The organism is Planococcus alkaliphilus (assembly GCF_057031095.1).
The window spans coordinates 2611962-2633537 of record NZ_CM168060.1; the positions used below are offsets into that span (position 1 = coordinate 2611962).

At 43.2% G+C, this 21576-nt stretch carries 24 protein-coding genes and 1 riboswitch; of the genes, 9 read left to right on the plus strand and 15 right to left on the minus strand.

Going from position 1 to position 21576, the window contains the following annotated elements; genetic code table 11:
- Window positions 1-78: 78 nt before the first annotated feature.
- On the plus strand, window positions 79-738 hold the full coding sequence (locus AC2EXB_RS13915; protein WP_483602020.1) for an HAD family hydrolase: 660 nt from the start codon (window positions 79-81) through the stop codon (window positions 736-738).
- Window positions 739-776: 38 nt separating this feature from the next.
- On the opposite strand, the gene AC2EXB_RS13920 is transcribed toward AC2EXB_RS13915, so the two are convergent.
- A complete protein-coding gene (locus AC2EXB_RS13920; protein WP_483602021.1) occupies window positions 777-1385 on the minus strand; it encodes a pyroglutamyl-peptidase I in 609 nt (202 codons plus the stop codon).
- Window positions 1386-1543: 158 nt separating this feature from the next.
- On the opposite strand from AC2EXB_RS13920, the gene AC2EXB_RS13925 reads away from it, so the two are divergent.
- The 6 genes from AC2EXB_RS13925 (at window position 1544) to AC2EXB_RS13950 (ending at window position 5718) form a co-directional block, all read left to right on the plus strand.
- A complete protein-coding gene (locus AC2EXB_RS13925) occupies window positions 1544-2326 on the plus strand; it encodes an ABC transporter substrate-binding protein (RefSeq protein ID WP_251475209.1) in 783 nt (260 codons plus the stop codon).
- 28 nt (window positions 2327-2354) lie between these two features.
- The gene (locus tag AC2EXB_RS13930) at window positions 2355-3014 is read left to right on the plus strand and encodes an amino acid ABC transporter permease (protein WP_052650895.1); all 660 of its coding nucleotides are present in this window, start codon (window positions 2355-2357) and stop codon (window positions 3012-3014) included.
- Window positions 3007-3729, plus strand: a complete 723-nt coding sequence (locus AC2EXB_RS13935; RefSeq protein ID WP_235196835.1) for an amino acid ABC transporter ATP-binding protein — start codon at window positions 3007-3009, stop codon at window positions 3727-3729. The genes AC2EXB_RS13930 and AC2EXB_RS13935 overlap by 8 nt, the downstream gene beginning before the upstream one ends.
- A gap of 148 nt (window positions 3730-3877) precedes the next feature.
- Window positions 3878-4765, plus strand: coding sequence for a hypothetical protein (locus AC2EXB_RS13940; protein WP_483602022.1), 888 nt, complete (start codon window positions 3878-3880; stop codon window positions 4763-4765).
- A gap of 93 nt (window positions 4766-4858) precedes the next feature.
- Window positions 4859-5428, plus strand: a complete 570-nt coding sequence (locus AC2EXB_RS13945; RefSeq protein WP_483602023.1) for a hypothetical protein — start codon at window positions 4859-4861, stop codon at window positions 5426-5428.
- Between the two features lie 122 nt (window positions 5429-5550).
- A complete protein-coding gene (locus AC2EXB_RS13950) occupies window positions 5551-5718 on the plus strand; it encodes a hypothetical protein (RefSeq protein ID WP_483602024.1) in 168 nt (55 codons plus the stop codon).
- A 63-nt stretch (window positions 5719-5781) separates the two neighbouring features.
- Here the strand turns inward: AC2EXB_RS13950 and AC2EXB_RS13955 are convergent, their stop codons facing one another.
- The 5 genes from AC2EXB_RS13955 to AC2EXB_RS13975 all read right to left on the minus strand — a co-directional run bounded on the left by AC2EXB_RS13955 (window position 5782) and on the right by AC2EXB_RS13975 (window position 9162).
- Window positions 5782-6789, minus strand: coding sequence for an LLM class flavin-dependent oxidoreductase (locus tag AC2EXB_RS13955; RefSeq protein WP_483602025.1), 1008 nt, complete (start codon window positions 6787-6789; stop codon window positions 5782-5784).
- Between the two features lie 290 nt (window positions 6790-7079).
- The gene (locus AC2EXB_RS13960; RefSeq protein WP_483602026.1) at window positions 7080-7856 is read right to left on the minus strand and encodes an STAS domain-containing protein; all 777 of its coding nucleotides are present in this window, start codon (window positions 7854-7856) and stop codon (window positions 7080-7082) included.
- On the minus strand, window positions 7831-8484 hold the full coding sequence (locus AC2EXB_RS13965; protein WP_235196842.1) for a cobalamin B12-binding domain-containing protein: 654 nt from the start codon (window positions 8482-8484) through the stop codon (window positions 7831-7833). The genes AC2EXB_RS13960 and AC2EXB_RS13965 overlap by 26 nt, the downstream gene beginning before the upstream one ends.
- 4 nt (window positions 8485-8488) lie before the next feature.
- A complete protein-coding gene (locus AC2EXB_RS13970; RefSeq protein WP_483602027.1) occupies window positions 8489-8860 on the minus strand; it encodes a hypothetical protein in 372 nt (123 codons plus the stop codon).
- Complete coding sequence (locus AC2EXB_RS13975) at window positions 8857-9162, minus strand: antibiotic biosynthesis monooxygenase family protein (protein ID WP_235196844.1); 306 nt, start codon at window positions 9160-9162, stop codon at window positions 8857-8859. Before AC2EXB_RS13975 ends, AC2EXB_RS13970 begins: the two co-directional genes overlap by 4 nt.
- A 208-nt stretch (window positions 9163-9370) precedes the next feature.
- Window positions 9371-9476: riboswitch (SAM riboswitch) on the plus strand.
- A gap of 104 nt (window positions 9477-9580) precedes the next feature.
- Between AC2EXB_RS13975 and AC2EXB_RS13980 the strand changes: the two genes are divergently transcribed.
- The gene (locus AC2EXB_RS13980) at window positions 9581-10756 is read left to right on the plus strand and encodes an aminotransferase class I/II-fold pyridoxal phosphate-dependent enzyme (RefSeq protein ID WP_483602028.1); all 1176 of its coding nucleotides are present in this window, start codon (window positions 9581-9583) and stop codon (window positions 10754-10756) included.
- A gap of 106 nt (window positions 10757-10862) precedes the next feature.
- On the opposite strand, the gene ystJ is transcribed toward AC2EXB_RS13980, so the two are convergent.
- The 6 genes from ystJ to AC2EXB_RS14010 all read right to left on the minus strand — a co-directional run bounded on the left by ystJ (window position 10863) and on the right by AC2EXB_RS14010 (window position 16906).
- Window positions 10863-12104, minus strand: coding sequence for an NADP-dependent malic enzyme (ystJ, locus tag AC2EXB_RS13985; RefSeq protein WP_483602029.1), 1242 nt, complete (start codon window positions 12102-12104; stop codon window positions 10863-10865).
- Window positions 12105-12286: 182 nt separating this feature from the next.
- Window positions 12287-12616 (minus strand): hypothetical protein, encoded by a 330-nt coding sequence (locus AC2EXB_RS13990; RefSeq protein WP_483602030.1) that lies wholly within the window; start codon window positions 12614-12616, stop codon window positions 12287-12289.
- A gap of 143 nt (window positions 12617-12759) precedes the next feature.
- Window positions 12760-13902, minus strand: coding sequence for a YeiH family protein (locus tag AC2EXB_RS13995; RefSeq protein ID WP_235196848.1), 1143 nt, complete (start codon window positions 13900-13902; stop codon window positions 12760-12762).
- Between the two features lie 139 nt (window positions 13903-14041).
- Window positions 14042-15400, minus strand: a complete 1359-nt coding sequence (locus tag AC2EXB_RS14000) for a phenylacetate--CoA ligase family protein (protein WP_483602031.1) — start codon at window positions 15398-15400, stop codon at window positions 14042-14044.
- A gap of 17 nt (window positions 15401-15417) precedes the next feature.
- A complete protein-coding gene (locus tag AC2EXB_RS14005) occupies window positions 15418-16110 on the minus strand; it encodes a CpsD/CapB family tyrosine-protein kinase (RefSeq protein ID WP_483602032.1) in 693 nt (230 codons plus the stop codon).
- Between the two features lie 97 nt (window positions 16111-16207).
- Window positions 16208-16906 carry a response regulator transcription factor gene (locus AC2EXB_RS14010; protein ID WP_483602033.1) on the minus strand — a complete coding sequence of 233 codons (699 nt, stop codon included), beginning with the start codon at window positions 16904-16906 and terminating at the stop codon, window positions 16208-16210.
- A 297-nt stretch (window positions 16907-17203) separates the two neighbouring features.
- On the opposite strand from AC2EXB_RS14010, the gene AC2EXB_RS14015 reads away from it, so the two are divergent.
- On the plus strand, window positions 17204-18127 hold the full coding sequence (locus AC2EXB_RS14015; RefSeq protein WP_483602034.1) for an LCP family glycopolymer transferase: 924 nt from the start codon (window positions 17204-17206) through the stop codon (window positions 18125-18127).
- Between the two features lie 102 nt (window positions 18128-18229).
- Here the strand turns inward: AC2EXB_RS14015 and pdxA are convergent, their stop codons facing one another.
- Genes pdxA through AC2EXB_RS14030 form a run of 3 tightly spaced genes read right to left on the minus strand, consistent with a single transcriptional unit; the run spans window position 18230 to window position 21520 of the window.
- Window positions 18230-19228, minus strand: coding sequence for a 4-hydroxythreonine-4-phosphate dehydrogenase PdxA (pdxA, locus tag AC2EXB_RS14020; RefSeq protein WP_483602035.1), 999 nt, complete (start codon window positions 19226-19228; stop codon window positions 18230-18232).
- A complete protein-coding gene (locus AC2EXB_RS14025) occupies window positions 19215-20513 on the minus strand; it encodes a four-carbon acid sugar kinase family protein (protein WP_483602036.1) in 1299 nt (432 codons plus the stop codon). Before AC2EXB_RS14025 ends, pdxA begins: the two co-directional genes overlap by 14 nt.
- A 14-nt stretch (window positions 20514-20527) precedes the next feature.
- A complete protein-coding gene (locus tag AC2EXB_RS14030) occupies window positions 20528-21520 on the minus strand; it encodes a 2-keto-3-deoxygluconate permease (RefSeq protein ID WP_483602037.1) in 993 nt (330 codons plus the stop codon).
- Window positions 21521-21576: the final 56 nt, after the last annotated feature.

The window sequence follows — 21576 nt, forward strand, 5'->3', positions numbered from 1 at the left end:
TCATAAACAAGTAGAAGACTCCCCTCGTTTCCGGTATGATGTTATTACAAGAAATTTACAACGACCGGAGTGATTTCCATGCGTGTAGCAATATTCGATTTTGACGGAACCCTGTATTCAAAAGAAACTTTTCAATTGATGATGGACCATTTAAAAAACCATCCGACCCACAGCAGCAGGTATCGCCAGTTCTACCGTGCGATTATGCCGCCCTATATCGGTTCAAAATTAAAACTTGTCTCTGTCCAAAAAATGCGTGAACGGTCTGTACAAGCTTACCTAACTGCGCTTAAGAGTTTTACTAAACCGGAAATGGAATCCTATTTCACAGAGATTGCCGACAAAATGCAGCATGATTTTAACCCAAAAGTTGTTGAGCGGCTAAAAAATCATGTCGAAAAGGGAGATTATGTGATGCTCGTTTCTGGCGCCTTCACTCCTTTGCTTCATTCAGTTACCGATAACTTGCCGATCCAGGCCATTATCGGTACGGAAATCCCTTATACCAATAGCATCTTGGATCATCAAGCTAAGATCAACCACATACAAGGGGCGATGAAAACCAAGAAGATCCATGAAGTATTGGCCGGAAAAGAAATCGACTGGGCAAATAGCTTCGCCTATGGGGACAGCCATTCCGACCTGCCCGTTCTGGAACTTGTCGGCCATCCTGTAGCCGTTCAACCAGAAGCAGGCCTCCGTACTGTGGCAGAACAGCGAAACTGGGAAATTATCTAAAAAAAAGCGATCCGCCGAATTACCGGCGGACCGCTTTTTTACTTTTCTCCCATCACTTCAATGCAAAGGCGAATGCCTTTTACTAGGTCGCTGTGCGGCCAACTTGGAATATTGCCGTGCTCTATCCCCAATTCATGGGAAGCGGGAATGTGGATAAATCCAGTCGGCATGTTCAGCTGTTGGATTGCAGCTAGATGAAGACCTTCATACATTATATTGTTGCATAGATATGCACCTGCTGTATTTGAAACATCTGCAGGCAAGCCATTTTGAATCAAGTGATCAACCATTTTTCGGATAGGCAGCGTTGATAAATAAGCAGGCTCTCCATCAAGCTCAATCGCTTCATCCACCGGCTTATGCCCTTCGTTGTCTGCTGCCCCGTCTTTAAAATTGATCGCGATACGCTCGGGTGTGATCTTAAAGCGCCCCGCTGCTAATCCCAACGACACCACTGCGTCTGGCTTGGCTTCTTCTATGTAAGATAAGAATTGTTTGCCTGACTTATTAAAATCTACCGGCATCACCTTTCCGATAATCTCATAGCCAGCAATTTTTTCTCCGTCTAACTCTTCCACTATTTTCATCGTCGGATTGACAGTATAGTCCAAGAACGGTTCAAAACCGGTCAACAATAGTTTTTTCATCCTCTTCACACCTCTCCCTTTTATTATAGCTGAAAATACAGAAAAGTTAAAATACATTTTTATTCACTAAATAGAATAAAAAACCCTTTATTATTTGCATTTAGTTTGTTAAAATTCATTTAGGTGAATAAATATTCGAAAACTTGGAGGAATTACATATGAAAAAGAAAAATGTTTTATTGGCTTTAGCTGCATCTGCTGCATTAATGCTTGGGGCTTGCGGAAATGATGACTCAACTTCAGGAAGCTCGGAAGCTTCGGATGAAACAAAAGTGTTGAAAATGGGTACTTCAGCAGAATTCCCCCCTTTTGAATCCCGCAACGTTGATGGGGAAATTGTGGGATTTGATATTGATTTGGCCAACCATATTGCAGATGAACTCGGCTATAAACTCGAAATTACGGATATGAAATTTGACGGCTTGATCGGTGCTCTTCAAAACGACCGTGTGGATATGGTTATCGCCGGTATGTCCGCGACCGAACAGCGTAAAGAGAACGTCGACTTTTCTACAGAATACAATCATTCCGGCGAGATGTTCTTGACCCCTAAAGGGTCGGATGTGAAAAGCCTTGAAGATCTCGAAGGAAAAGTCGTGGGTGTACAGCTCGGTACAATTCAAGAAGAAGGTGCGAATAGCATCATCGAAGACGAAGGCATCAATTTCGAGCTGAAAGCATTGGATGATTCCGGAGCTTTGATCCAAGAGATTTTGTCCGGCCGCATCGATGCAGCTTATATGGATAAAGCCGTGGCGAAAGGCTATATCGAAGCCCAAGACCTGGATGCATTTGATGATCCGACAACCGCTTCCCCTGGAATGGCCGTTGCTTTCCCGAAAGGCGGCGATCTTGTGGAAGATGTGAATGCTGTCCTTGCTGAAATGGAAGAAAGCGGCAAGATTGATGAACTAAAAGAGAAATGGGAGATCCAAGAGTAATCTTCCTGAGAGAAAAGAGTTGGATACAATGAACTTAGACTTTTCGCAAATCGTCCCGTATATCCCTTTCATGTTGGAAGGGATTTGGGTGACGTTGAAATTCGTATTCTTTGCCATCATTCTAGGAGCAATTCTCGGGACGATCTTGGCTTTATTCAAAATCGGCAGCATCAAACCCCTGCGTTGGTTCGCTGATGCCTATACATCGATTTTCCGCGGCACTCCCCTGATTTTGCAATTGATGATTATTTATTATTCTATCCCGCAACTAACCGGCTATGACATCTCGCCTTTCCTTTCTGCGATCCTAGCATTCGGATTAAACTCTTCCGCCTACATTTCAGAAATCATCCGGGCTGGCATACAAGCTGTGGATAAAGGGCAGATGGAAGCGGCACAAGCTCTAGGCATCCCTTATCGCGCAATGATGAAAGACATTATTTTGCCGCAGGCATTGAAAAACATCCTTCCTGCTTTGATGAATGAATTTATCACTCTAACGAAAGAATCAGCCATCGTTTCAACCATCGGTTATCTTGATTTGATGCGCCGCGCACAAGTCGTCGGCTCCGACCTATTCCGCAACTTCGAACCGCTATTGTTCGTCGGTTTGATCTACTGGTGTCTGGTCATGGGATTGACGGTTCTTGGAAGATTGTTCGAACGGAGGTTGAAACTAAGTGATTAAAGTAGAAAAGCTGTATAAAAAGTTTGGAAACAACGAAGTCCTGAAGGATATTTCCACCGAAATCAAAAAAGGCGAAGTGGTCTCGATCATCGGCCCTTCCGGCTCAGGAAAATCAACTTTCCTGAGATGCTTGAATTTGTTGGAGACACCCACTTCGGGCTCAGTTATCGTAAATGGACAGGACTTGTCCGGTCCCAAAAAAGACATCCAGAAAATTCGCCAGCAAATTGGCATGGTGTTCCAGCATTTCCACCTCTTCCCTCATCTGACGGTTTTGGAGAATTTGACGTATGCCCCGATGAAAGTCAAAGGCGAGAAAAAAGCGTTGGCCGAAGAAAAGGCGCGGACATTGCTAAAACGCGTCGGCTTGTCGGATAAAGAAAAAGCCTATCCAAGCAGCTTGTCTGGTGGGCAAAAACAGCGTGTTGCCATTGCACGGGCTTTAGCAATGGAACCGGAACTCATGCTTTTCGATGAACCGACTTCAGCTCTCGATCCCGAAATGGTGAAAGAAGTGCTCGAAGTCATGAAGGACTTGGCAAAATCCGGCATGACAATGGCCGTCGTCACGCACGAAATGGGCTTTGCCCGCGAAGTAGCAGACCGTGTCATCTTCCTCGACCACGGCGTATTGGTCGAAGACGGCCAGCCAATTGAATTTTTCAACAGCCCGAAAACAGAACGTGCGAGAGATTTTTTGGAGAAAGTTTTATAAAAAAAGCGCCTAAAGCGGCGCTTTTTTCTATTTACGCACAACTTCCTTATGAACCAGCACTTGTTCATCCGATGCTCATATCTCCTCCGTTTATTTACCTGCCCTCATGATATAATCAAAGCAGTTTGAAATAATAGAGGTGGAAATGTTGATTCGAAAGATTATACTCTCAATAGCTGTTTTCTTTTTCATGGCGCTGATCCTATTTACCGGCATGATGTTCCTGAAAAACGAAACAGAAGTTTATTCGCTAGGAGAAATGAAATTAATGGTGGAAAAGCCGACGTTTTTCACCCTAGCAGATGCAGAGTCTGTACAAGAAGATGAAGATCTTATTTCTGAACATGAAATCACGTTGCTGGGGCTTCCGATTGGTACTTATACTCTTGTCGAGCGTACTTTGGAAAATGGCGTGAAAATCATTTTTGAAGAAATCGATAATACCAGTTGGATGCCTTATGCACTTTCATTGAACACAGCCGGTTTAAAGGAAGCTAAAGTGAAATCATGGAATGACGAACCGATTCTACGCGATGAGGATCCGGTATACGGCAATGACCCGACCCGCAACCCTTTTGGCACAATCTCTTTTTCTGAGAATGAGATATTGCAAGGGAACTTATACGTATCGCGCCAAATCCCTCTAGGAAACGGCAATAAAGTCCAGGAACTGCGCCACGAAATTCCTGATCTCACTATAGAGGAAGGCAGTTTGCTAAAAAGCTTCTGGCTCCCGCCAAAACACCAAGTGCAAACGTGGTTTATGTTGGCCCAAACTCCATTTTTCGAATCCGAAGAAACGGAAGACGAATGGATTCAATTTGCCGCTGAAAACCGGCAGCAGCAGCTGAATTGGCTGACGCCTGCTGGACCATTGGTTAAAGTCGAACAAACAGACGATCTTCGCACAGAGCTCGCCTATGATTTAAATGAAAATCGGACAGCAGATACGGTTTCAGCAGAATGGAATGAAAAATCCCCTTCCCTCTTTTTTGAATCGATGATGCTGAACGCTGACATCAATTCAGGTAAATGATTAGAATCCGTAAAAGCAGTTTCGCTTTTGCGGATTTTTTTTGTAACAATCGTCCTCTTCAAGCGTCTAACTCTAAAAATACGGGAGGATCTCATGGCCAAAATATGGACAATCGTTTTCTTCATGCTCGCCGCTTTTCCTGCAATTGCACTCGCAGCACCCGATCCAAATGAAGTGGAAGCGATTAAACAAGCAGCGCCAGTCCATCTGATTGGCACCGTTATTGAAGACGAGATGCTCGAACAAATCGATGACTCGAATTTCCCATATCAGGAACGGAAGATGGTTTTACAGATCACCTCGATCGTTAAGGGCCTTGAAGAGGCAGATGCCAGTTCCTCTGTGGAAGTGCATTATACGTATATTCCGTCTTGGCTCGAGATGGAAGGCGGAGCCCGGATGGATATTGCCAAATCGGACGAAATCGAAATTTGGCTAAAAAAAGAGGCAGGTGTCTGGGAACCCGCTCTTTCAGGAAATACGGTTGTGCATCTATACAAAAATGAGAAGCGTCCGCAACACATGCTTCCCCCTGCAACAACCATGCCTAATTTTATTAAAAGTAAATTGAGTGCCATGCCTCTTGGAATGATCGTAGCGGTCCTGCTCTTTTTTTCCTTAATCCTAATTGCCGGTATTTCAAAACGATTTTCTGCTCGCTAAGAGTCAAATCCGAGTTCATTCGCTTTCAATAAGACAGAATACTCAGTATAATTAACAGAGAGAGAATAATTCATCCATCATCCTTCAGCTAACGATTTTATTCATAAGGAGGCTATTTCATCATGGAACGCGCTCGAGTGGACCAAAAAGAAATTACCCGTCTCTTGGATGAAGATTATTATGCGGCTTTGAATATGATTGGCGAAGGCGGACCGGATTATGCGGCTATTGAGGATGATGCACCTGAAGAAGTGAAGCGAGACGCAAAGAAGGCGGAAGAGCTCCACTAAAATTTTATCTTAGAACAAAATAAGGCCCCGAGAAAGCCATGCTTTCTCAGGGTCATTTTTTGCTCATTCCATTAATTCGGCAACGATTTCATAAGAACGCAGACGATCTTTCTGGTGGAAAATCTGCGAATTGATGATTACTTCGTTCGCTCTTGTTTTATTGATGAAACTGCGCAGTTTTTCACGAACCACATCCGGTGTCCCGACAATCATCGATTCCGAATCCAATTTCTCACGGAAAATCGCAATTTCACGGTCCGTCCATTCCTCTTCCAAATTATCGATTGGCGGCATGAAAGTTGTTGGCATTCCGCGCATCAAAGCAAACATTTGCGCTTGGCTTGAAGTCGCTAACCACTCAGCCCGTTCTTGAGTATCGGCTGCGATCACATTGACCCCAACCATTGCATAAGGCTCTTGCAAGTCTTTCGATGGTTTGAAATTCTGATGGTACAATTGCATGGCTTGCATCGTAAAGTCCGGTGCAAAATGGCTGGCAAACGAAAAAGGCAATCCTTTCACTGCTGCAAGCTGGGCGCTATAGCCGCTTGAGCCCAATAGCCATAAAGGAATATTCAAGCCGATTCCTGGATAAGCCTTGACGCGGCCAACCGGGTTATCGGAAAAATAATTCTGCAGTTCAGCGACAGACTGCGGAAATTCATCCACATTGCTCTGCAAATTTCGGCGGAGCGCATAAGCCGTTGCCTGGTCGCTCCCTGGCGCCCGTCCCAATCCAAGATCGATCCGTCCTGGATAAATCGTCTCGAGCGTTCCAAACTGTTCAGCAATGACGAGCGGTGCATGGTTAGGCAGCATAACCCCACCTGACCCCACTCGGATCGTATTCGTATGGCCTGCAATATGGCCAATTAATAAAGAAGTCGCAGAACTGCCGATTCCTGGCATATTGTGATGCTCAGCAAGCCAGTAACGGTTAAAGCCCCATTTCTCTACATGCTGGGCAAGTTCTACACTATTTGCAAAAGACTCAGCCGTTTCGCTGCCTTCATTGATCGGCGCTAAATCCAAAACGGATAAGGGAACATTTTCAAATTTCTTTTGATTCATCTGATCTTCACTCCTTGTCACTAATATTGTAGCGATTTTGCCAAATAAAGGCATGCAATCAGCTCAGACGAGAAAAGCGCAAGCGCCCATCTAGCCCCGACAGGCTTAAGGCAGAACACGCAGGAAATCCTGATTTCCGCAGTGGGCTGACTTAAGACCCCGAGGGGCTGGGCGCTGGAAACTGGACAACGAAAAGCGCAGGCAGCTCGCCAGCCGCGACAAGCTCAGGTCCCCCCGTATCCCCACGCTAATTTCTGCCACATAAAAAAGCCGACTCGGGATTTTTCGAGTCAGCTTTTGCTGGTTTCTGGGCGCAAAGCAATTACTTCCTGCAAAGAAGAAATAAACTTTACGGACAATAGCGATTGAAGATGATGAAGCTTTTTAGCATGAATCGGTTTCACTCCGCAAATAATGCTTTCTGTCCCCATCACGGAGATTGTCTGCAAAAGAGATTCTAAGCTGGTCAATCCCTGACTTGTAATTTTAGTCATTGCAGTAAAGTCCAGAATGACCATTTCCGCATCTACTTGATAAATATTTTCCAACAAGCGGGAACTGACGGCTTCCACTTTTTCTCTGGATAATTCCCCAAATAACGGTATTAAGAGCCGGTCCCTATCCAATTGGATGCAAGGAGCGGATAACTCTTGGACTTGCTGCAACAAGCCCGCAGTCCGTTCTTTTTCCAGAAATAAATCATAATCGGTTTCATTTAGACGGGAACGGAGCTGGCCAAGCTGCTGGATGACTCTCTCCATTTTACCGTCTTTAGGCACAAGTATTACAGATAAGCTAAATTGGCTGTCCCATTTTGCAAAAACATCTGCCAAAATCAGATTGCTTGGCTGGGCGATCACATTCAGTTCAAATTTTTCGACCACCGTTCCAGAAGCCAGCATCTTCTTTGCTTTGTTTGCACTCGCTTCATCCACAATTTCTAAGAATGACGAAATCTCGCCAAATAAACGCCGAGCTTCGTCGGAACAATTGACCACGGAGAGCTTTTCGTTTAACCGAAAAGCCGGGAGCGGCAATGCATCATATTGATATTCTGTATTCATCATCCGGCTCCTCTCCCGTTTTAATCCAGTGTTCCAGTTGCTCGAGGTCCTTCACTAAAATGGCGCCTTCATCAATCAGGATGCGGCTGCTTTCAAATGCAGCCGCTCGGCCACCGACGATGATTGCAGGAGCATGCGCCAGCTCTTTGAAACTTTTGATATAAGCTTTTAAAGTTGGCAGACGATAGACAAGCGCCGCTGATAAAGCGATGGTGTCTGGCTGCCAGCGATTGGCCGCTTCTATAGCATGGTCAAGCGGCATATTCGGCCCCAAATAATGGACAACCCAGTCGTTTTCACGGAAAAGGCTTGAGACCATCTTCAATCCGATATAATGTTCTTCACCCTCAGGCCCTAATACCATGACTTTCCGTTTTGAAGAATGCGTTTCTTCTCCACGCTTATCAATTATCGAAACGACAAAATCGCAAATCGCCGTAGCAAGATGTTCATCTGCCACTGAAATGGTATTCGTTTCCCATAACTCACCGATATGGTACATGGCAGGTGTTAATAGCTGATCAAAAAGTTTTTTCCGGTTATGGCTGTCGAGAAATTGCTGAACTTGCACCAGCGCTTCCCGGTCGTTGCCTTGTAAAAAAAGTTCGGCTAATTCGGTTGGTTGGATCATCTGATCAACCTCCCTTCTTCAAATTGCTGCCTTTCAACAAATCGATCGCCTCTTGAAGGCATTGTTGCATAAATTCTCTTTCTTTCAGTTCAACTTCTGCATCCAATAATCCAATGAGTCTTTCAAAATTATCTATGATCAAGTCTGACTCGATATTTCGGCTCGTTAATACCTTTTCCAGCCATAATGTATATTCAAGAAACACCTGTCTATCGTTCAAACCATACGCCGTCTCCAAATGGTCGAGATGATGCATATTGTCTTTTTCGGTATGGTCAAATCCGTGTTCTCCAAAACGATCCCATAGGGTTGGATATGCTTCATATATTTGAATCGCGATGCTTTTGGCAATTTGCTTCTTTAAATCTTGCTTCATTCTGCCACCACCTCATACTGATGGACTTTTGGCACTATGCCGGCAAGCGCTTTGTCCGGATAATGCTTTTCGAGATCATGGATTTCCTTGAACTCATTGCTTCTTACCCATTCCATGTAGGCCTCTTTTGAATGCCATTCCAAGTGGACAGTCAATTCATTGCGTTTCTTTGTATTCTGGATCAGCCGGAAAGAATGGAATCCAGGAGCTTTATCTACTCGTCTTGAACGTTTGCGATAAATATCAATGAGGTCCTGAGTCTTCTCTTCAGGCACCACAACAGTGGATGTCACAATATACATCAGATTACCCCTTTGAAATAAAGTGTTAATATCCATTATAACCTTTCGTCTTTCGAATTAAAAGAAATCGCCCATTTGCCTATAAAGCGTTTAAATCTTAAAACGTTTTTTCCATTTAAAAGAATATTTTCACAATTTCTCTTGCAGTTTCTGGTGAGATGGTTTAAGCTTGAAGACATCGCACCACCCATAACTTCATATTATTTATTTCTTATCAAGAGAGATGGAGGGATTTGGCCCTTTGATGTCTCAGCAACCAGCCTGACGAAGGCCACGGTGCTAATTCCAAAAGGCATATGCCTTAAAGATGAGAAGAACGCGTTCCCTATAAAACGGGGCTTTCTTCTTGCTGAAGAAAGCCCCGTTTTTCTATGCATTAACCAGAACCGTTCTCTACAACTAATAGGAGGTTTTCATGATGGCAAATCATTTAGAGACTCGTTTTATCCATTCAACTGGCGTAGACAAAGAAACAGGGGCAGTCAACGTCCCTATTTACTTGTCTTCCACTTATCATCAGCCCAATATCGATGAGTTCGGACCATTCGACTACAGCCGTTCAGGCAATCCAACGCGTCAAAAATTAGAGGAAACGATTGCGAAACTCGAAAACGGCACCCGTGGATTTGCCTTTTCTTCCGGCATGGCTGCGATCTCCTCTGCTTTCATGCTTTTATCTGCCGGAGACCATGTTCTCGTTTCTGAAGATGTCTACGGCGGAACTTATCGTTTCGTCACAGAAGTGCTGAATAAATTCAATATCGACTACACATTCGTCAATATGACCGATCTCAGTGAGATGGCCGCTGCCATCCGCGAAAATACAAAAGTCATCTATATTGAAACACCTTCTAACCCGGTGATGAACATCACAGATATTGAAATCGCAGCTAAACTTGCAAAAGCGAACGATTGTTTAACTTTTGTCGATAATACATTCATGACGCCTCTTTATCAAAACCCACTTGACCTTGGAGCAGACATCGTCTTGCATAGCGCTACAAAATTCCTTTCCGGCCATAGTGACATCATTGCCGGACTCGCTGTGACAAAAGACGAAGAGCTCGGCAGCCGGCTCGCTTTTATCCAAAACACATTCGGTTCGATTTTAGGGGCGCAAGATTCTTATTCACTTATCCAAGGCATTAAAACACTTGGTGCCCGTATGAAACAGTCGTCCGCATCAGCTCGAATTATTGCCGATTATTTGCATAGCCATCCCGTAGTAGAAGAAGTATATTACCCCGGTTTCCGTTTCCATCCGGGAAATCCGATACATGAACGCCAAGCACGTGGAGCAGGTGCAGTTCTGTCCCTGCGCCTCGCCGATAAAGCCGCAGCCAAAATTTTCGTCGACAGCTTGCAAATTCCGGTTTTCGCAGTATCGCTCGGGGCAGTTGAAACAATTCTTTCCTACCCAGCGACCATGTCTCATGCATCTATGCCAAAAGAACAGCGTGAGCAGCGAGGAATCACCGACGGTTTGCTGCGATTGTCCGTTGGTTTGGAATATGCTGATGACTTGCTCGAAGATCTCGAACAAGCATTAAAAAAAGTACGCGAAGCTAGCCTACAACCTGTATTAACTAAATAAAGCAAGATACGAACCCGGACAGACATCAAGTTTTCTCATGCTTCTACACAACCTAAAAAGCCGTTCACCTTTACAAAAGATGAACGGCTTTCTTCTATATATATTGTTATTCTCTCACAATCACTGCGGTTAAGTTTTCCGCGGTTTCATCAATCTGATTTGGGCAAGCAGCATAGTTGGCAACGCCTGTTTCGATTGCGGCAGCCGCTACCGCTTTGGCAACTGCTGTAGCCACGCGCAGATCAAAAGGAGCAGGAATGACATAATCCTCGTGGAGTTCATCTTCTTCAATCAAATCGGCAATGGCTTCAACCGCTGCAATTTTCATCGCATCATTGATTTCACTGGCTTGCACATCTAACGCCCCTCTGAATATGCCTGGGAAAGCTAATACATTATTCACTTGGTTTGGAAAATCCGACCGTCCTGTACCGATTACTTTGGCTCCTGCACGCTTAGCCTCATGCGGCAAGATTTCAGGATTCGGATTTGCCATCGCAAAAATAATAGGACCTTCCGCCATGGTTCTCACCATTTCTTCAGTTAATGCACCTTCTGCAGAAACGCCGATAAAAACATCCGCGCCAATAATGACCTCATGGAGCAAACCTGCCTTGCGTTCGGAGTTGGTCATCTCTGCAACTTCTTCTTTAAACGGGTTCATTCCATAAGCTCGGCCTTTGAAAATCGCACCTTTTGTGTCGCACATAATTACGTCGTTAAAGCCGAATTTATGAAGAAGCTTGACCACAGCAATCCCCGCAGCGCCTGCTCCGTTCACAACGACTCTCGTGTCGGCAATTTCTTTGCCGACCAATTTTAGCGCATTGACCAAGCCAGCTAAAGTAACAATGGCGGTTCCATGCTGATCGTCATGGAATACAGGAATATTCATCTCTTCTTTTAAGCGCTGTTCCACGATAAAGCAAGCCGGTGCTGAGATATCCTCCAAATTCACACCACCAAATCCAGGCTCCAATAATTTTACCGTCTGGATAATGGTTTCGGCATCTGTTGTTCCAAGGCAAATCGGAAAAGCATCCACTCCGGCAAACTCTTTAAAAAGCACAGCTTTTCCTTCCATGACAGGCAAGGCAGCTCCCGGACCAATATTTCCAAGTCCGAGTACAGCAGTGCCATCTGTGACAACGGCGACTGTATTGCCTTTCATCGTGTAGTCGTAGACTTTGGCCGGATCCTGCGCAATTTCCTTGCACGGTTCAGCCACTCCTGGAGAATAAGCGAGGCTTAAATCGCGTCCATTTTCTACTGCCACTTTTGACCGGACTTCCAACTTCCCTTTATGCTGCAGATGCAATTGCAAAGAGTCATTTCTCAGATTCGACATCGCTTCATCCCCTTCAATACATAATGGTTCATTATAGAGTGATTTCTGAAAATTGAAAGTATTTTTCGTAATATTCGGACTTTTGACTGAGAGTTTAAAAATTGAAAACGCTTTCTTTCCGGTATTTTGGATCACAAACAAAAAAGCCCCATTAGGAGCTTTTTAGCTTCATGTTAAGATTTTCATAAATGAAACGATTCATCGTAAATCGGTTTCATATGCAAATCGAATTTGCCTTTTACTTCCTCAATATCGTAAATGTTTCCGGGAACTTCACCTTTTTCGATTTTATCAATATGCGTCTTTACAAGATCGGCAAAATATTTTCCGCAAGCGACGTCATTGGGGTATTGCGCTTTTACTCTTTCCACAAGTTCTTCACTCATAATTTCCTTAAATGCATAATACAAGGCTGCATTTATAAGCGTCAATGAGTCTTTGCCCGCATACGAAACGAAATAATAATTGCCATACTGGTCTTTTAATAAATCCCTTTTCGCTACAACTTCCATTTCATCCACTCTCCTTATGTCCTTTGTGATTCCATACCCTTAGCCCTTCTTCAAAAAACGTTTACCCGGAGATTCTCAATCGGAGTAAGCTGTTCCTCCATAGAAAAAGCCAGTGGCACTTGCCACTGGCTCCTTTGTATTATTTACACGGAAATCAATCCGCCAAATAGTGAGATCAGCAGTAAACTGACCATCCCGACGGAAATGGCTGCGATAAATCCGATATAGAATGGCTTAATGCCCATTCCTTTAAATACTTTCAAATTCGTACCAAGCCCTACTGCTGCCATCGCTAGGCCGAGCATGTAAGTAGAACCGAACGAACTCCAAAAACTATAGAAACTTTCCCAAGTACCCGGATCCCATATTCCAAAAGCCGAGCCGGAAGAAGCCATTGTAGAATCACCGATTGTCCGCAACAATGACAAGAATAAAAATCCTAAAATAAACAATGGGAATAATTTATACCATTTCGGCAATTGGGCTGCCTGTCCATTTTCTTTGTTGTTCCGGTAGAACAAGAACGAAACAAACGGGATGACAGCGATGATGAACACATTGCGGGTCAGTTTGGTGATGGTTGCAACATCTACCACTGTTGATGAATTATATAATTGATCGTATATTAACGCTGCACCTGTGACTTGCGCAGTGTCATGGATAGCCGTTCCAAGGAATAACCCGGCTTTTATCGGCTCATCCGCGAAAAAAGCATTGGCCAAGTACGGATAAAAAAGCATACCAAGCAAACCAAAAATCGTGATATTGGCGACTGCATAAGAAATTTCATTTTCCTTCGCTTTAATGACGGGTGCTGTCGCCATAATGGCCGTAACGCCGCAAATCCCGGTGCCTGTAGCGATTAAAGTCCCTAATCGCTTGGATTGATTCATTTTTGCTGTAAAAAATAATGTGACAAAAAGTCCTACGGAAATACATGCCACAATGAGCGGCAATCCCCATGCCCCTAATTTTAAAGCTTCGGTCATGCTCAGACGCAAACCAAGCAAAATAATTCCCGCACGCAATGCATATTTAAGGGCAAAACTGATTCCTTTAGCAAATGCATCCGGCAAACCGATAAGATTGCGGATCAGGATTCCGAGAACGATGGCTACAAAAATGCCTGATATCGGGCTAGCACCGCCTTCCGGTAAAATTCCCGCAGCCTGCAATCCGATGCCAATCCAATCCGCACCGATGATTCCTGCCATCATGACAATAAAACAAAGCACTAAACCTGGAATCAGGCGGAGAATAGATGCTTTCTTACCATTTTCAACCATAATACTTCTGCTCCTCATCTCTAACTAGTCTTTTTCTATCGTAACATTTCCAAAGCATTTCTGGGAATGAACAGGCTTCTGAAGCACACCATGAAAAAAGAACAGGAATTTCTTCCTGTCCCACCTTTGAAATCCTACATTAATTAGCCAGCTTATTAATGATGAGCTGAAAATCATTGTCCATATTTTTAGGCATTTCTTCAACCACCCGGATATTAAATTTCATATCCTTGCTGAATGCAGACTGCAAGTTTTGATGAATCGTTTTGGAGAGTTCATTTGTATAGGTTTCCCCGGCTTCCACAAACACTTCAATCTCTTCCTTTTTATGCTGGACAAATTTCATTTTCTTTACGCTTTCCGAGAACTCATTGTCTGTTTCATTAAGCTGAGGCACTTGTACTTTTATATTATCCACTGTGCTCAAACAGCTTGAATCGTATTCTTTGCGGCATTCAATGATGGGCTGAGACAATCCGCATGTACAATTTGCAGCCCCATTATTCAGCTCAGCATATACCCCAGTTTTACAGCGGATGATCGGCGTTCCGTAGCTCATAAAATTGGTGACAATCATTTCCCCGTCTTCAGCCAATTCAATGATACCGGCTCTTGGATGGACGTGAAACTTTCCTGTTGAGCATTCGGACATGATCGGAAATTCGTAAGAAGGGACAAAATATGTGCGCACGGGACAGTTAAATGCTTTTTCGATTTCTATTTGTTGAGCCGGTTCCATCACCCCCCCTTGCAAGAAGATTGCTTGCGGCGAGAATGCCAACTTCCCCTCTGCTTCGTTCAAAAAAACAGCAAGTTTGTATAAGATCGGAGAAGTTCCGTTGATAAAGGCGGGTTGGAATTCATTTAAGTTTCGAATATACAACTCGGCATTCTCTTGTGTGCAATGATAGTTCGAATATAAACGAATGTTCTCTGGACGATTATCCCGCCAATAGGCTTTCTTTTGCTGAGCTTTTGGAATAATTTTTCTGGAAGTGAAAATCGCTTGTTTCATTTCCCTGGAGGCTCCACTATCCTGCGGTTTGTAAAAATCCATAAACGCATTGCGCTTTTGAATATCTTCTTTTGTGAGCAGAAACTTCAGCGGGACCCCTTCTCTGTCAATTTCGTGGGCAACGGCAGCAGCCGAGCCCTCTACTGCATACATCTGATGAATATGCTGATGAATGGCTTCTCTGTCCAGTAAAGGAAGCTTTTGCAAATCAGCGATTCCCCGGATCGCCTTTAAATCAATCCCTTGATAAAACTTTCGATAAAATTGGCTATGTCCAATTGAATGCTCTAGCAGTCTGCGAAATTCATTCCATCGGTCTTCTTCTCCAAGGTCATCATTTTTTTTGGAAGCAAGTTCGTGCAGCAAGCCCGTATAGGTGTCACCGTATCGCTCTTCTTTCACCTTTTTGTTTTCAAAACCTATATAAAGATTTTGGAAGTATATCGGCAAATGATTATAGATAATCGATAAGAAATTTTGCAATGCCACCTCCTCCTTTGCTACTGATAGTAGTCCTCATAATATTGGTTATTCTCCAATTCATGATTGTTTAAGATAACACCTATAATAGTGGCTTTTGAGGAGATTAATGCCTCTTTTGCTTTCACGATTCTTTTTTTATCGGTTTTTCCGCTGCTCACTACTAAAACGGTGCCATCGCATTTGTTGGCTAAAATTTTCGAATCTGCAATGGTCAAAATAGACGGCGAATCGAAAATGATGACATCGTAATATTTTTTCATTTCCGTCATTAATTGTTCCAAAGCGGCAGTTCCTAAAAGCTCTGCAGGATTGGACGGGACATGGCCACATGGAAGTACTTCCAAGCCGACAATGTCAGTTCGCTTAACCGTATCCAGAAGTTCGCCTTTTTTCAGAAGCAAGCTCGAAAAACCATTGCGGCTTGCAATACCGAAAAAATGATGGACTGAGGGCTTGCGCATATTCCCATCCACCAATAGAACTTTTTTGCCCGATTCTGCGTAGACAATGGCTATATTCAAAGCAGTTGTGGTCTTCCCTTCTCCATTATCTGCGGAAGTGAATAGAATGGTTCTTACATTCGAATGCGGCATCGTAAAATTCAAGTTTGTGCGTATGCTTCTATATTGCTCAGCAGCAAGCGAATTCGTTTTTGGTATATCAATCGGCTTACTCCCGCTTGCCCGCTTCGTTTTCTTTTGAATCCCCATCAGGTGCCAACTCCTCCGTACTGCAAGATTTCCGCTCGCCTTTCTTAAACGAGCAGTTCCTCTTGGCAAACATCGTTTGCTGAATGTTATTGAAGCTTCAATTTATGTTATGGGCGAATTTATAGCCGAACCCTCGAATGGTGCGGATATAAATTGGATTAGCAGGATCTTTTTCGACTTTTCTTCTCAGGTTGCTAATATGGACCTTTACCGTTTGAAGTTCGCCAGCGGAATAATAGCCCCATATTTGGTTATATAGCTGTTCAGCTGTCCAAACCCGATTCGGTTGTTGGGCCAGCAATAAGAGCAGCTGAAACTCTTTGTGATTTAAGTGAATAGGGTTGCCTCCTATATACACTTGCCTTGCATCTGCATGAATATGTAAATCCCCGTAACGAAGTACTGTTAAATCGACCGTTTCCTGCGTCCATCCCGTTCTTCTTAAAACAGCTCGGATTCTTGCTTCCAGCTCGTTGAAATCAAAAGGCTTTGTAATGAAATCATCTCCGCCTGCATCTAGGCTTTGAATTTTGAAAGACAACTCTTTCCGATAACTGATGAAAAGGATGGGCAGCCTTGAACGGGAACGAATTTTCGCACAGACTTCCAAGCTATTGATGCCTGGCATTTCCGCATCCAATAAAATCAAATCCGGTTCTCTTATTTTAAGAAGTTCAATGACTTCAGAACCTTCGTTTACCTCTATGACTCTATATCCTTTCTCTTTCAAAAAAGCATTGATCAACTCACGTACCCATTTTTCATCTTGGATTACCATGACTGTTGCGCTTATCATCCCTTTTCCTCCTATCCGAAATCCGCCAGACCGGTAATATATAACAACTTTATTTTAATTAATAAAATATTCAGAAATTATAGAATCACCTATATTCCATTTTTTGGACTGAGTATAGGTTTATTCGTACAAAAATCATACCATTTTTATCATTAAAAAAGTATATTAATTTTTCGGAAAATTCAAATAAAACTATTGACCTAATAGATGAATCGGTTTACGCTATAAAAAAGAACTTGAATGGTACAAATGTCTCTCATTCCTTTTATTAGAAATATCCTCAAAAGGAGAATGCAAATGGCTAATTATCCTGTAAAGCCTAAAAAGAAAAGATACACAAAGTGGCTTTTGATTGCTCTCGCTTCCTTCGTCCTTGCAATATCCCTTGGCCTGATGGCTTTGTTTCCAAAAGCTACAAGTACCTTAGACGAAATTCACGAACCTTTAACCCGCCAAGTATCAGCTAAGCGGCCTGAAAAGATTGTATTAGAAGAGAAAGAACCGCTGTCCATTTTGCTGCTGGGAGTTGATGAGCGGGAAAATGATAAAGGGAGATCGGACACGATTGTGGTTCTTACGGTTAACCCCTCTGCCCAGTCGATTAAAATGGTCAGTATTCCAAGAGACACTTATACCGAAATAGCGGATATGGGCAGATACGATAAAATTAATCATGCATTCGCTTTCGGTGGCGCCGAAATGTCTTTGGAAACGGTAGAACATTTATTGGATATTCCCATCGACTATGTGATGCAAATCAATATGGAAGGTTTTAAAGACATTATCGATGCTCTTGGCGGAATCACCGTCGATAACGAATTTGCTTTCGATGGATTTAGCGAAGGAGAAATTTTACTGAGCGGCGAAGATGCCTTAGACTTTGTCCGAATGAGAAAAGAAGATCCCGATGGTGATTTTGGAAGACAGAATCGCCAAAAGCAAGTTTTGAAAAGTGTTTTAGCAAAAACCGCTTCCGCCAATACCCTTTTCAACTATTCCAAAATCATGGATGCTCTAGGAGACAACGTTAAAACCAATATGAGCTTTTCAGAGATGATGGATGTTCAAAGCAATTACCGTTCGGCCATCAACTCCATTGAACAGCTCAATTTTGAAAGAGGCAGCGGAGAAATAATGAATGGCATTTGGTATTACAGAATGGACGACGGAGAACTTACGGAAATACAGAACCTTTTAAAAGAACATCTAAAGATGGAATAAAAATAAGCAAGGCTTCTGCTGTTCGCAGAGCCTTGCTTATAATTGGTTTATTGTGAGTTAGCTTTATTCAACCCTGCCATTTGTTATATAAGATCACCTTGGTTACTTTTTCGGAGCAAGCTCCACCGCTTGTCGCAGAGCTTCTACTAAACTCTTTTCATCGGCAATTCCAGTACCAGCAATATCAAAAGCTGTGCCGTGATCAACACTTGTACGGATAATCGGCAAACCTACAGTAATATTTACTCCTGCTTCCAAACCGAGAACTTTGACAGGCGCATGCCCCTGGTCATGGTACATCGCAACCACTATATCAAAATCACCTCGCACCGTGCGGAAAAACAAAGTGTCAGCCGGCAATGGACCTTGAACGTTGATGCCTTGGGCTATTGCTTTTTCTACTGCGGGTATCACCTTCTCTTCCTCTTCACCATAACCGAATAATCCATTTTCCCCTGCATGTGGATTAATACCACAGACTGCAATTTTCGGGTTTTCAATTCCTGCTTTCGTCAACGTTTCATGAGCCAATTGAATAACATGAAGCACACGTTCCGGATTTATCATTTTAATCGCATCAACAATGCCTACATGAGTAGTCACATGAATTACTTTTAAATTTGGCGCAGAAAGCATCATCGAATAGTCTTTCGTTCCGGTCAATTCTGCTAAAATTTCCGTATGGCCAGGATAGCGATGACCGCCTTTTTGCAATGCTTCTTTATTTAGCGGAGCTGTACATATTGCGTCAATTTCCTTGTCATTTGCTAAGTTGATAGCTTTTGACAAATATTGAAATGCCGCATCTCCCGCTGCGGCTGATACTTCTCCAATTGGCAGATCAATTGGCAATAACTTTAAGTCTAAGCAATCAATCGTATCTTTTTCAAATTTAGCTTCAGAAGGATGCGAGATGCGGTTTATGATTTTAGTACTGCCTGTATATTGTTTAGCACGTTCTAAAATGGCGGCATCTCCAATAACGAATGAATGGCTTGTTTCGAATACGATGTCATGCTCGAAACTCTTCAAGATAATTTCTGGCCCTACTCCAGCTGCGTCCCCCATCGTAATGCCTATAACCGGTTTAGTTGTTTGCATCTAATCCTGCTCCCTTCAGATAATCCACTGTGTTCGATAATGATTCGGCAACTCCGAATCCTCCCGCTTTTGTAACGACAATTAGTTCTTTTCCATTCCTGCTCACCCGGCCAAGAGGTAATCCAGCCTCTACTTCAAAACGCAATTCCAGATCGTAAATCCCCAATACATTGCAAATGTCTTTGGCAGTATCTCCGCCCGTCATTATGAGGGCATTAAATGCTGACAATCCCATAGCTTCTTGTACAAGATGGCCCAATCCTTTTGAAATTCCTTTAGCCGTTTGATTTGCAGAATGGCCATGGATGGTTGCCCACTCTTTTACTTTATCGCGATTCTGTTGATAAGCGCCAACGTAAATAACTGCACTGTCCCACCCATCTTCACGTTTCAATGATTCAAGCATGGCAACTGGCTCTTGAGAATTTTCAAGCAGCATGATTGGATCTATCTCGATCATTTTAGTGCGTGACCGCTTTTTTAAAATTTCTATTTGCTCTCGAGTTTGAGCGGATAAGCTCCCCGATATAACAAGAATTTTTTCGATAGGCACCTCAAGAACGCGGGTGAATTGGCTTTCATCTCCAAACTCTCCGTATAGATGATTAATCATACCAGCTGATCCAGCCCAGCCCAGGTTCAAATTTAGGTCTTTTTCAATATTTGCCAGTAAAGCGAAATCAGCTTCTTCCTTAACATCACAAACGATCCATTGAACACCTTTCGCTACTTGATCAAGTACCCATTTCTCAGGATGATCTCCATGCAGCTGTTCTGTTTTCAACACAGCGATATCAACGTTTTCACGAGCTACTAAATCGGGAATGTAACTATGCCGAACTGGCGTTTTAGGGTCTCGTCCAAACTCTGTATCGGCTACAGGCACGCCGTTCACATATAAAATACCATTTTCTACCGTTCTTCCCATGCTAGGAAAGGCGGGTGCAATAAGTATGACATCCACTTCCGCGGCATCTTGCATGGCTTTGAGTTCTGCAGAAACAGATCCTCTTAGAGTCGAATCCACTTTTTTATAAAACTGGCTGACTCCACGGGCTTTAAGCTGGTTAATCTCTTTTACAACCGTTTCATAAGCCTCGTTCTCTTCCATTGCCCGGCTATTCGTATCTACAATCCAGACATCAATCTCATTATTCGGCCTAGCAATTTCGTTTTCAACATTTGCCAAGACGACTCGGGATTTAAGTCCTTTTTGAGCAAGCCTAACCCCCGAATCATTAGCTCCTGTAAAATCATCTGCAATGATGCCAATCTGAGTTGCCAAATTCCGCCACTCCTTTAAACTTCTTTTTTTATCAAATCTCCATTATCAAACAAATAGCCTTTTTTCTCGAGTCTCTTCACTAAAAATGCAACATAGAGCGGCAATAGAATCGCTGTTGTTACAGTCGATGCCGCTACTTGTACAGTGGCAATATCCACAACTGAAGCAAACCCAGTGCTTGCTGCTGCAATGGCGGCAGGTGTTGCCACAGCATTTCCGGCTGTCGATCCTTCCGCTGCCCCGACAATCGGATTCCATTTTAATGCTTTAAATACAAAATAACCTGTAGTACCCGTTATAAATACCGTCATTAAACCGAGTGCAATTCCTCCAAGTCCCCCTTCAATAATCGCTTTAAAGTTAATGCCCATCCCCAAAGCGAAAGCAAAGAACGGAATTAGCATAGAACTGCCCTGATCTAAGAAAGAACGCATATCTTCATCCAAATTTCCGATGATCATCCCAATCACAATCGGCAATAATACAGCGATAAAAGAAATCGGAGAAAATAGGCCATCTACAAAGCCCATAGCGCCAAAGATTGTCAATGCTACCATCGTTAAGAATGGCCCGTCATTCAATGCTAGTAATGAATAGGCAGCCCGATCCTCTTTGTTTCCATATTGGCCAACTAAAGCAACGAAAAGACCGCCATTGCTATTCGTCATTGCAGCAATGACTGCAATTGGTGCAATACCTAGCCACAATCCATTATCACCAGCCAGCATATAGGCAATCAACCCAAAAATTGCGCCGACCACCCATTTAGTTGTCAGCAATGTGGCTCCTTTTGCCAACGAAACGCCAAACGTTTTAACATTTATTTGTGCACCTGTACAAAGCAAGAAAAGTGCAATCAATGCATTTGCGCTATCAACAAAAAGAGCCTGCGTGAAACCGCCAATACGTAATAAATCTGGTGCCAATGTGTTGATTATAGCCGCCAACAACAATGGAACAACCATCATACCCCCTGGAATACGTTCAAGTGTCGCTTTAATCTTCATCCTATACCCCTCTTTTCTATAAATATAAAACTATGCGAATTTTTCATGAGTAATCG

Coding starts and splice junctions, on each gene's coding strand:
- AC2EXB_RS13915 (WP_483602020.1), top strand. CDS start 79: ATGCGTGTAGCAATATTCGATTTTGACGGAACCCTGTATTCAAAAGAA.
- AC2EXB_RS13920 (WP_483602021.1), bottom strand. CDS start 1,385: ATGAAAAAACTATTGTTGACCGGTTTTGAACCGTTCTTGGACTATACT.
- AC2EXB_RS13925 (WP_251475209.1), top strand. CDS start 1,544: ATGAAAAAGAAAAATGTTTTATTGGCTTTAGCTGCATCTGCTGCATTA.
- AC2EXB_RS13930 (WP_052650895.1), top strand. CDS start 2,355: ATGAACTTAGACTTTTCGCAAATCGTCCCGTATATCCCTTTCATGTTG.
- AC2EXB_RS13945 (WP_483602023.1), top strand. CDS start 4,859: ATGGCCAAAATATGGACAATCGTTTTCTTCATGCTCGCCGCTTTTCCT.
- AC2EXB_RS13950 (WP_483602024.1), top strand. CDS start 5,551: ATGGAACGCGCTCGAGTGGACCAAAAAGAAATTACCCGTCTCTTGGAT.
- AC2EXB_RS13955 (WP_483602025.1), bottom strand. CDS start 6,789: ATGAATCAAAAGAAATTTGAAAATGTTCCCTTATCCGTTTTGGATTTA.
- AC2EXB_RS13960 (WP_483602026.1), bottom strand. CDS start 7,856: ATGATGAATACAGAATATCAATATGATGCATTGCCGCTCCCGGCTTTT.
- AC2EXB_RS13965 (WP_235196842.1), bottom strand. CDS start 8,484: ATGATCCAACCAACCGAATTAGCCGAACTTTTTTTACAAGGCAACGAC.
- AC2EXB_RS13970 (WP_483602027.1), bottom strand. CDS start 8,860: ATGAAGCAAGATTTAAAGAAGCAAATTGCCAAAAGCATCGCGATTCAA.
- AC2EXB_RS13975 (WP_235196844.1), bottom strand. CDS start 9,162: ATGTATATTGTGACATCCACTGTTGTGGTGCCTGAAGAGAAGACTCAG.
- AC2EXB_RS13980 (WP_483602028.1), top strand. CDS start 9,581: ATGGCAAATCATTTAGAGACTCGTTTTATCCATTCAACTGGCGTAGAC.
- ystJ (WP_483602029.1), bottom strand. CDS start 12,104: ATGTCGAATCTGAGAAATGACTCTTTGCAATTGCATCTGCAGCATAAA.
- AC2EXB_RS13990 (WP_483602030.1), bottom strand. CDS start 12,616: ATGGAAGTTGTAGCGAAAAGGGATTTATTAAAAGACCAGTATGGCAAT.
- AC2EXB_RS13995 (WP_235196848.1), bottom strand. CDS start 13,902: ATGGTTGAAAATGGTAAGAAAGCATCTATTCTCCGCCTGATTCCAGGT.
- AC2EXB_RS14005 (WP_483602032.1), bottom strand. CDS start 16,110: ATGGGGATTCAAAAGAAAACGAAGCGGGCAAGCGGGAGTAAGCCGATT.
- AC2EXB_RS14010 (WP_483602033.1), bottom strand. CDS start 16,906: ATGATAAGCGCAACAGTCATGGTAATCCAAGATGAAAAATGGGTACGT.
- AC2EXB_RS14015 (WP_483602034.1), top strand. CDS start 17,204: ATGGCTAATTATCCTGTAAAGCCTAAAAAGAAAAGATACACAAAGTGG.
- pdxA (WP_483602035.1), bottom strand. CDS start 19,228: ATGCAAACAACTAAACCGGTTATAGGCATTACGATGGGGGACGCAGCT.
- AC2EXB_RS14030 (WP_483602037.1), bottom strand. CDS start 21,520: ATGAAGATTAAAGCGACACTTGAACGTATTCCAGGGGGTATGATGGTT.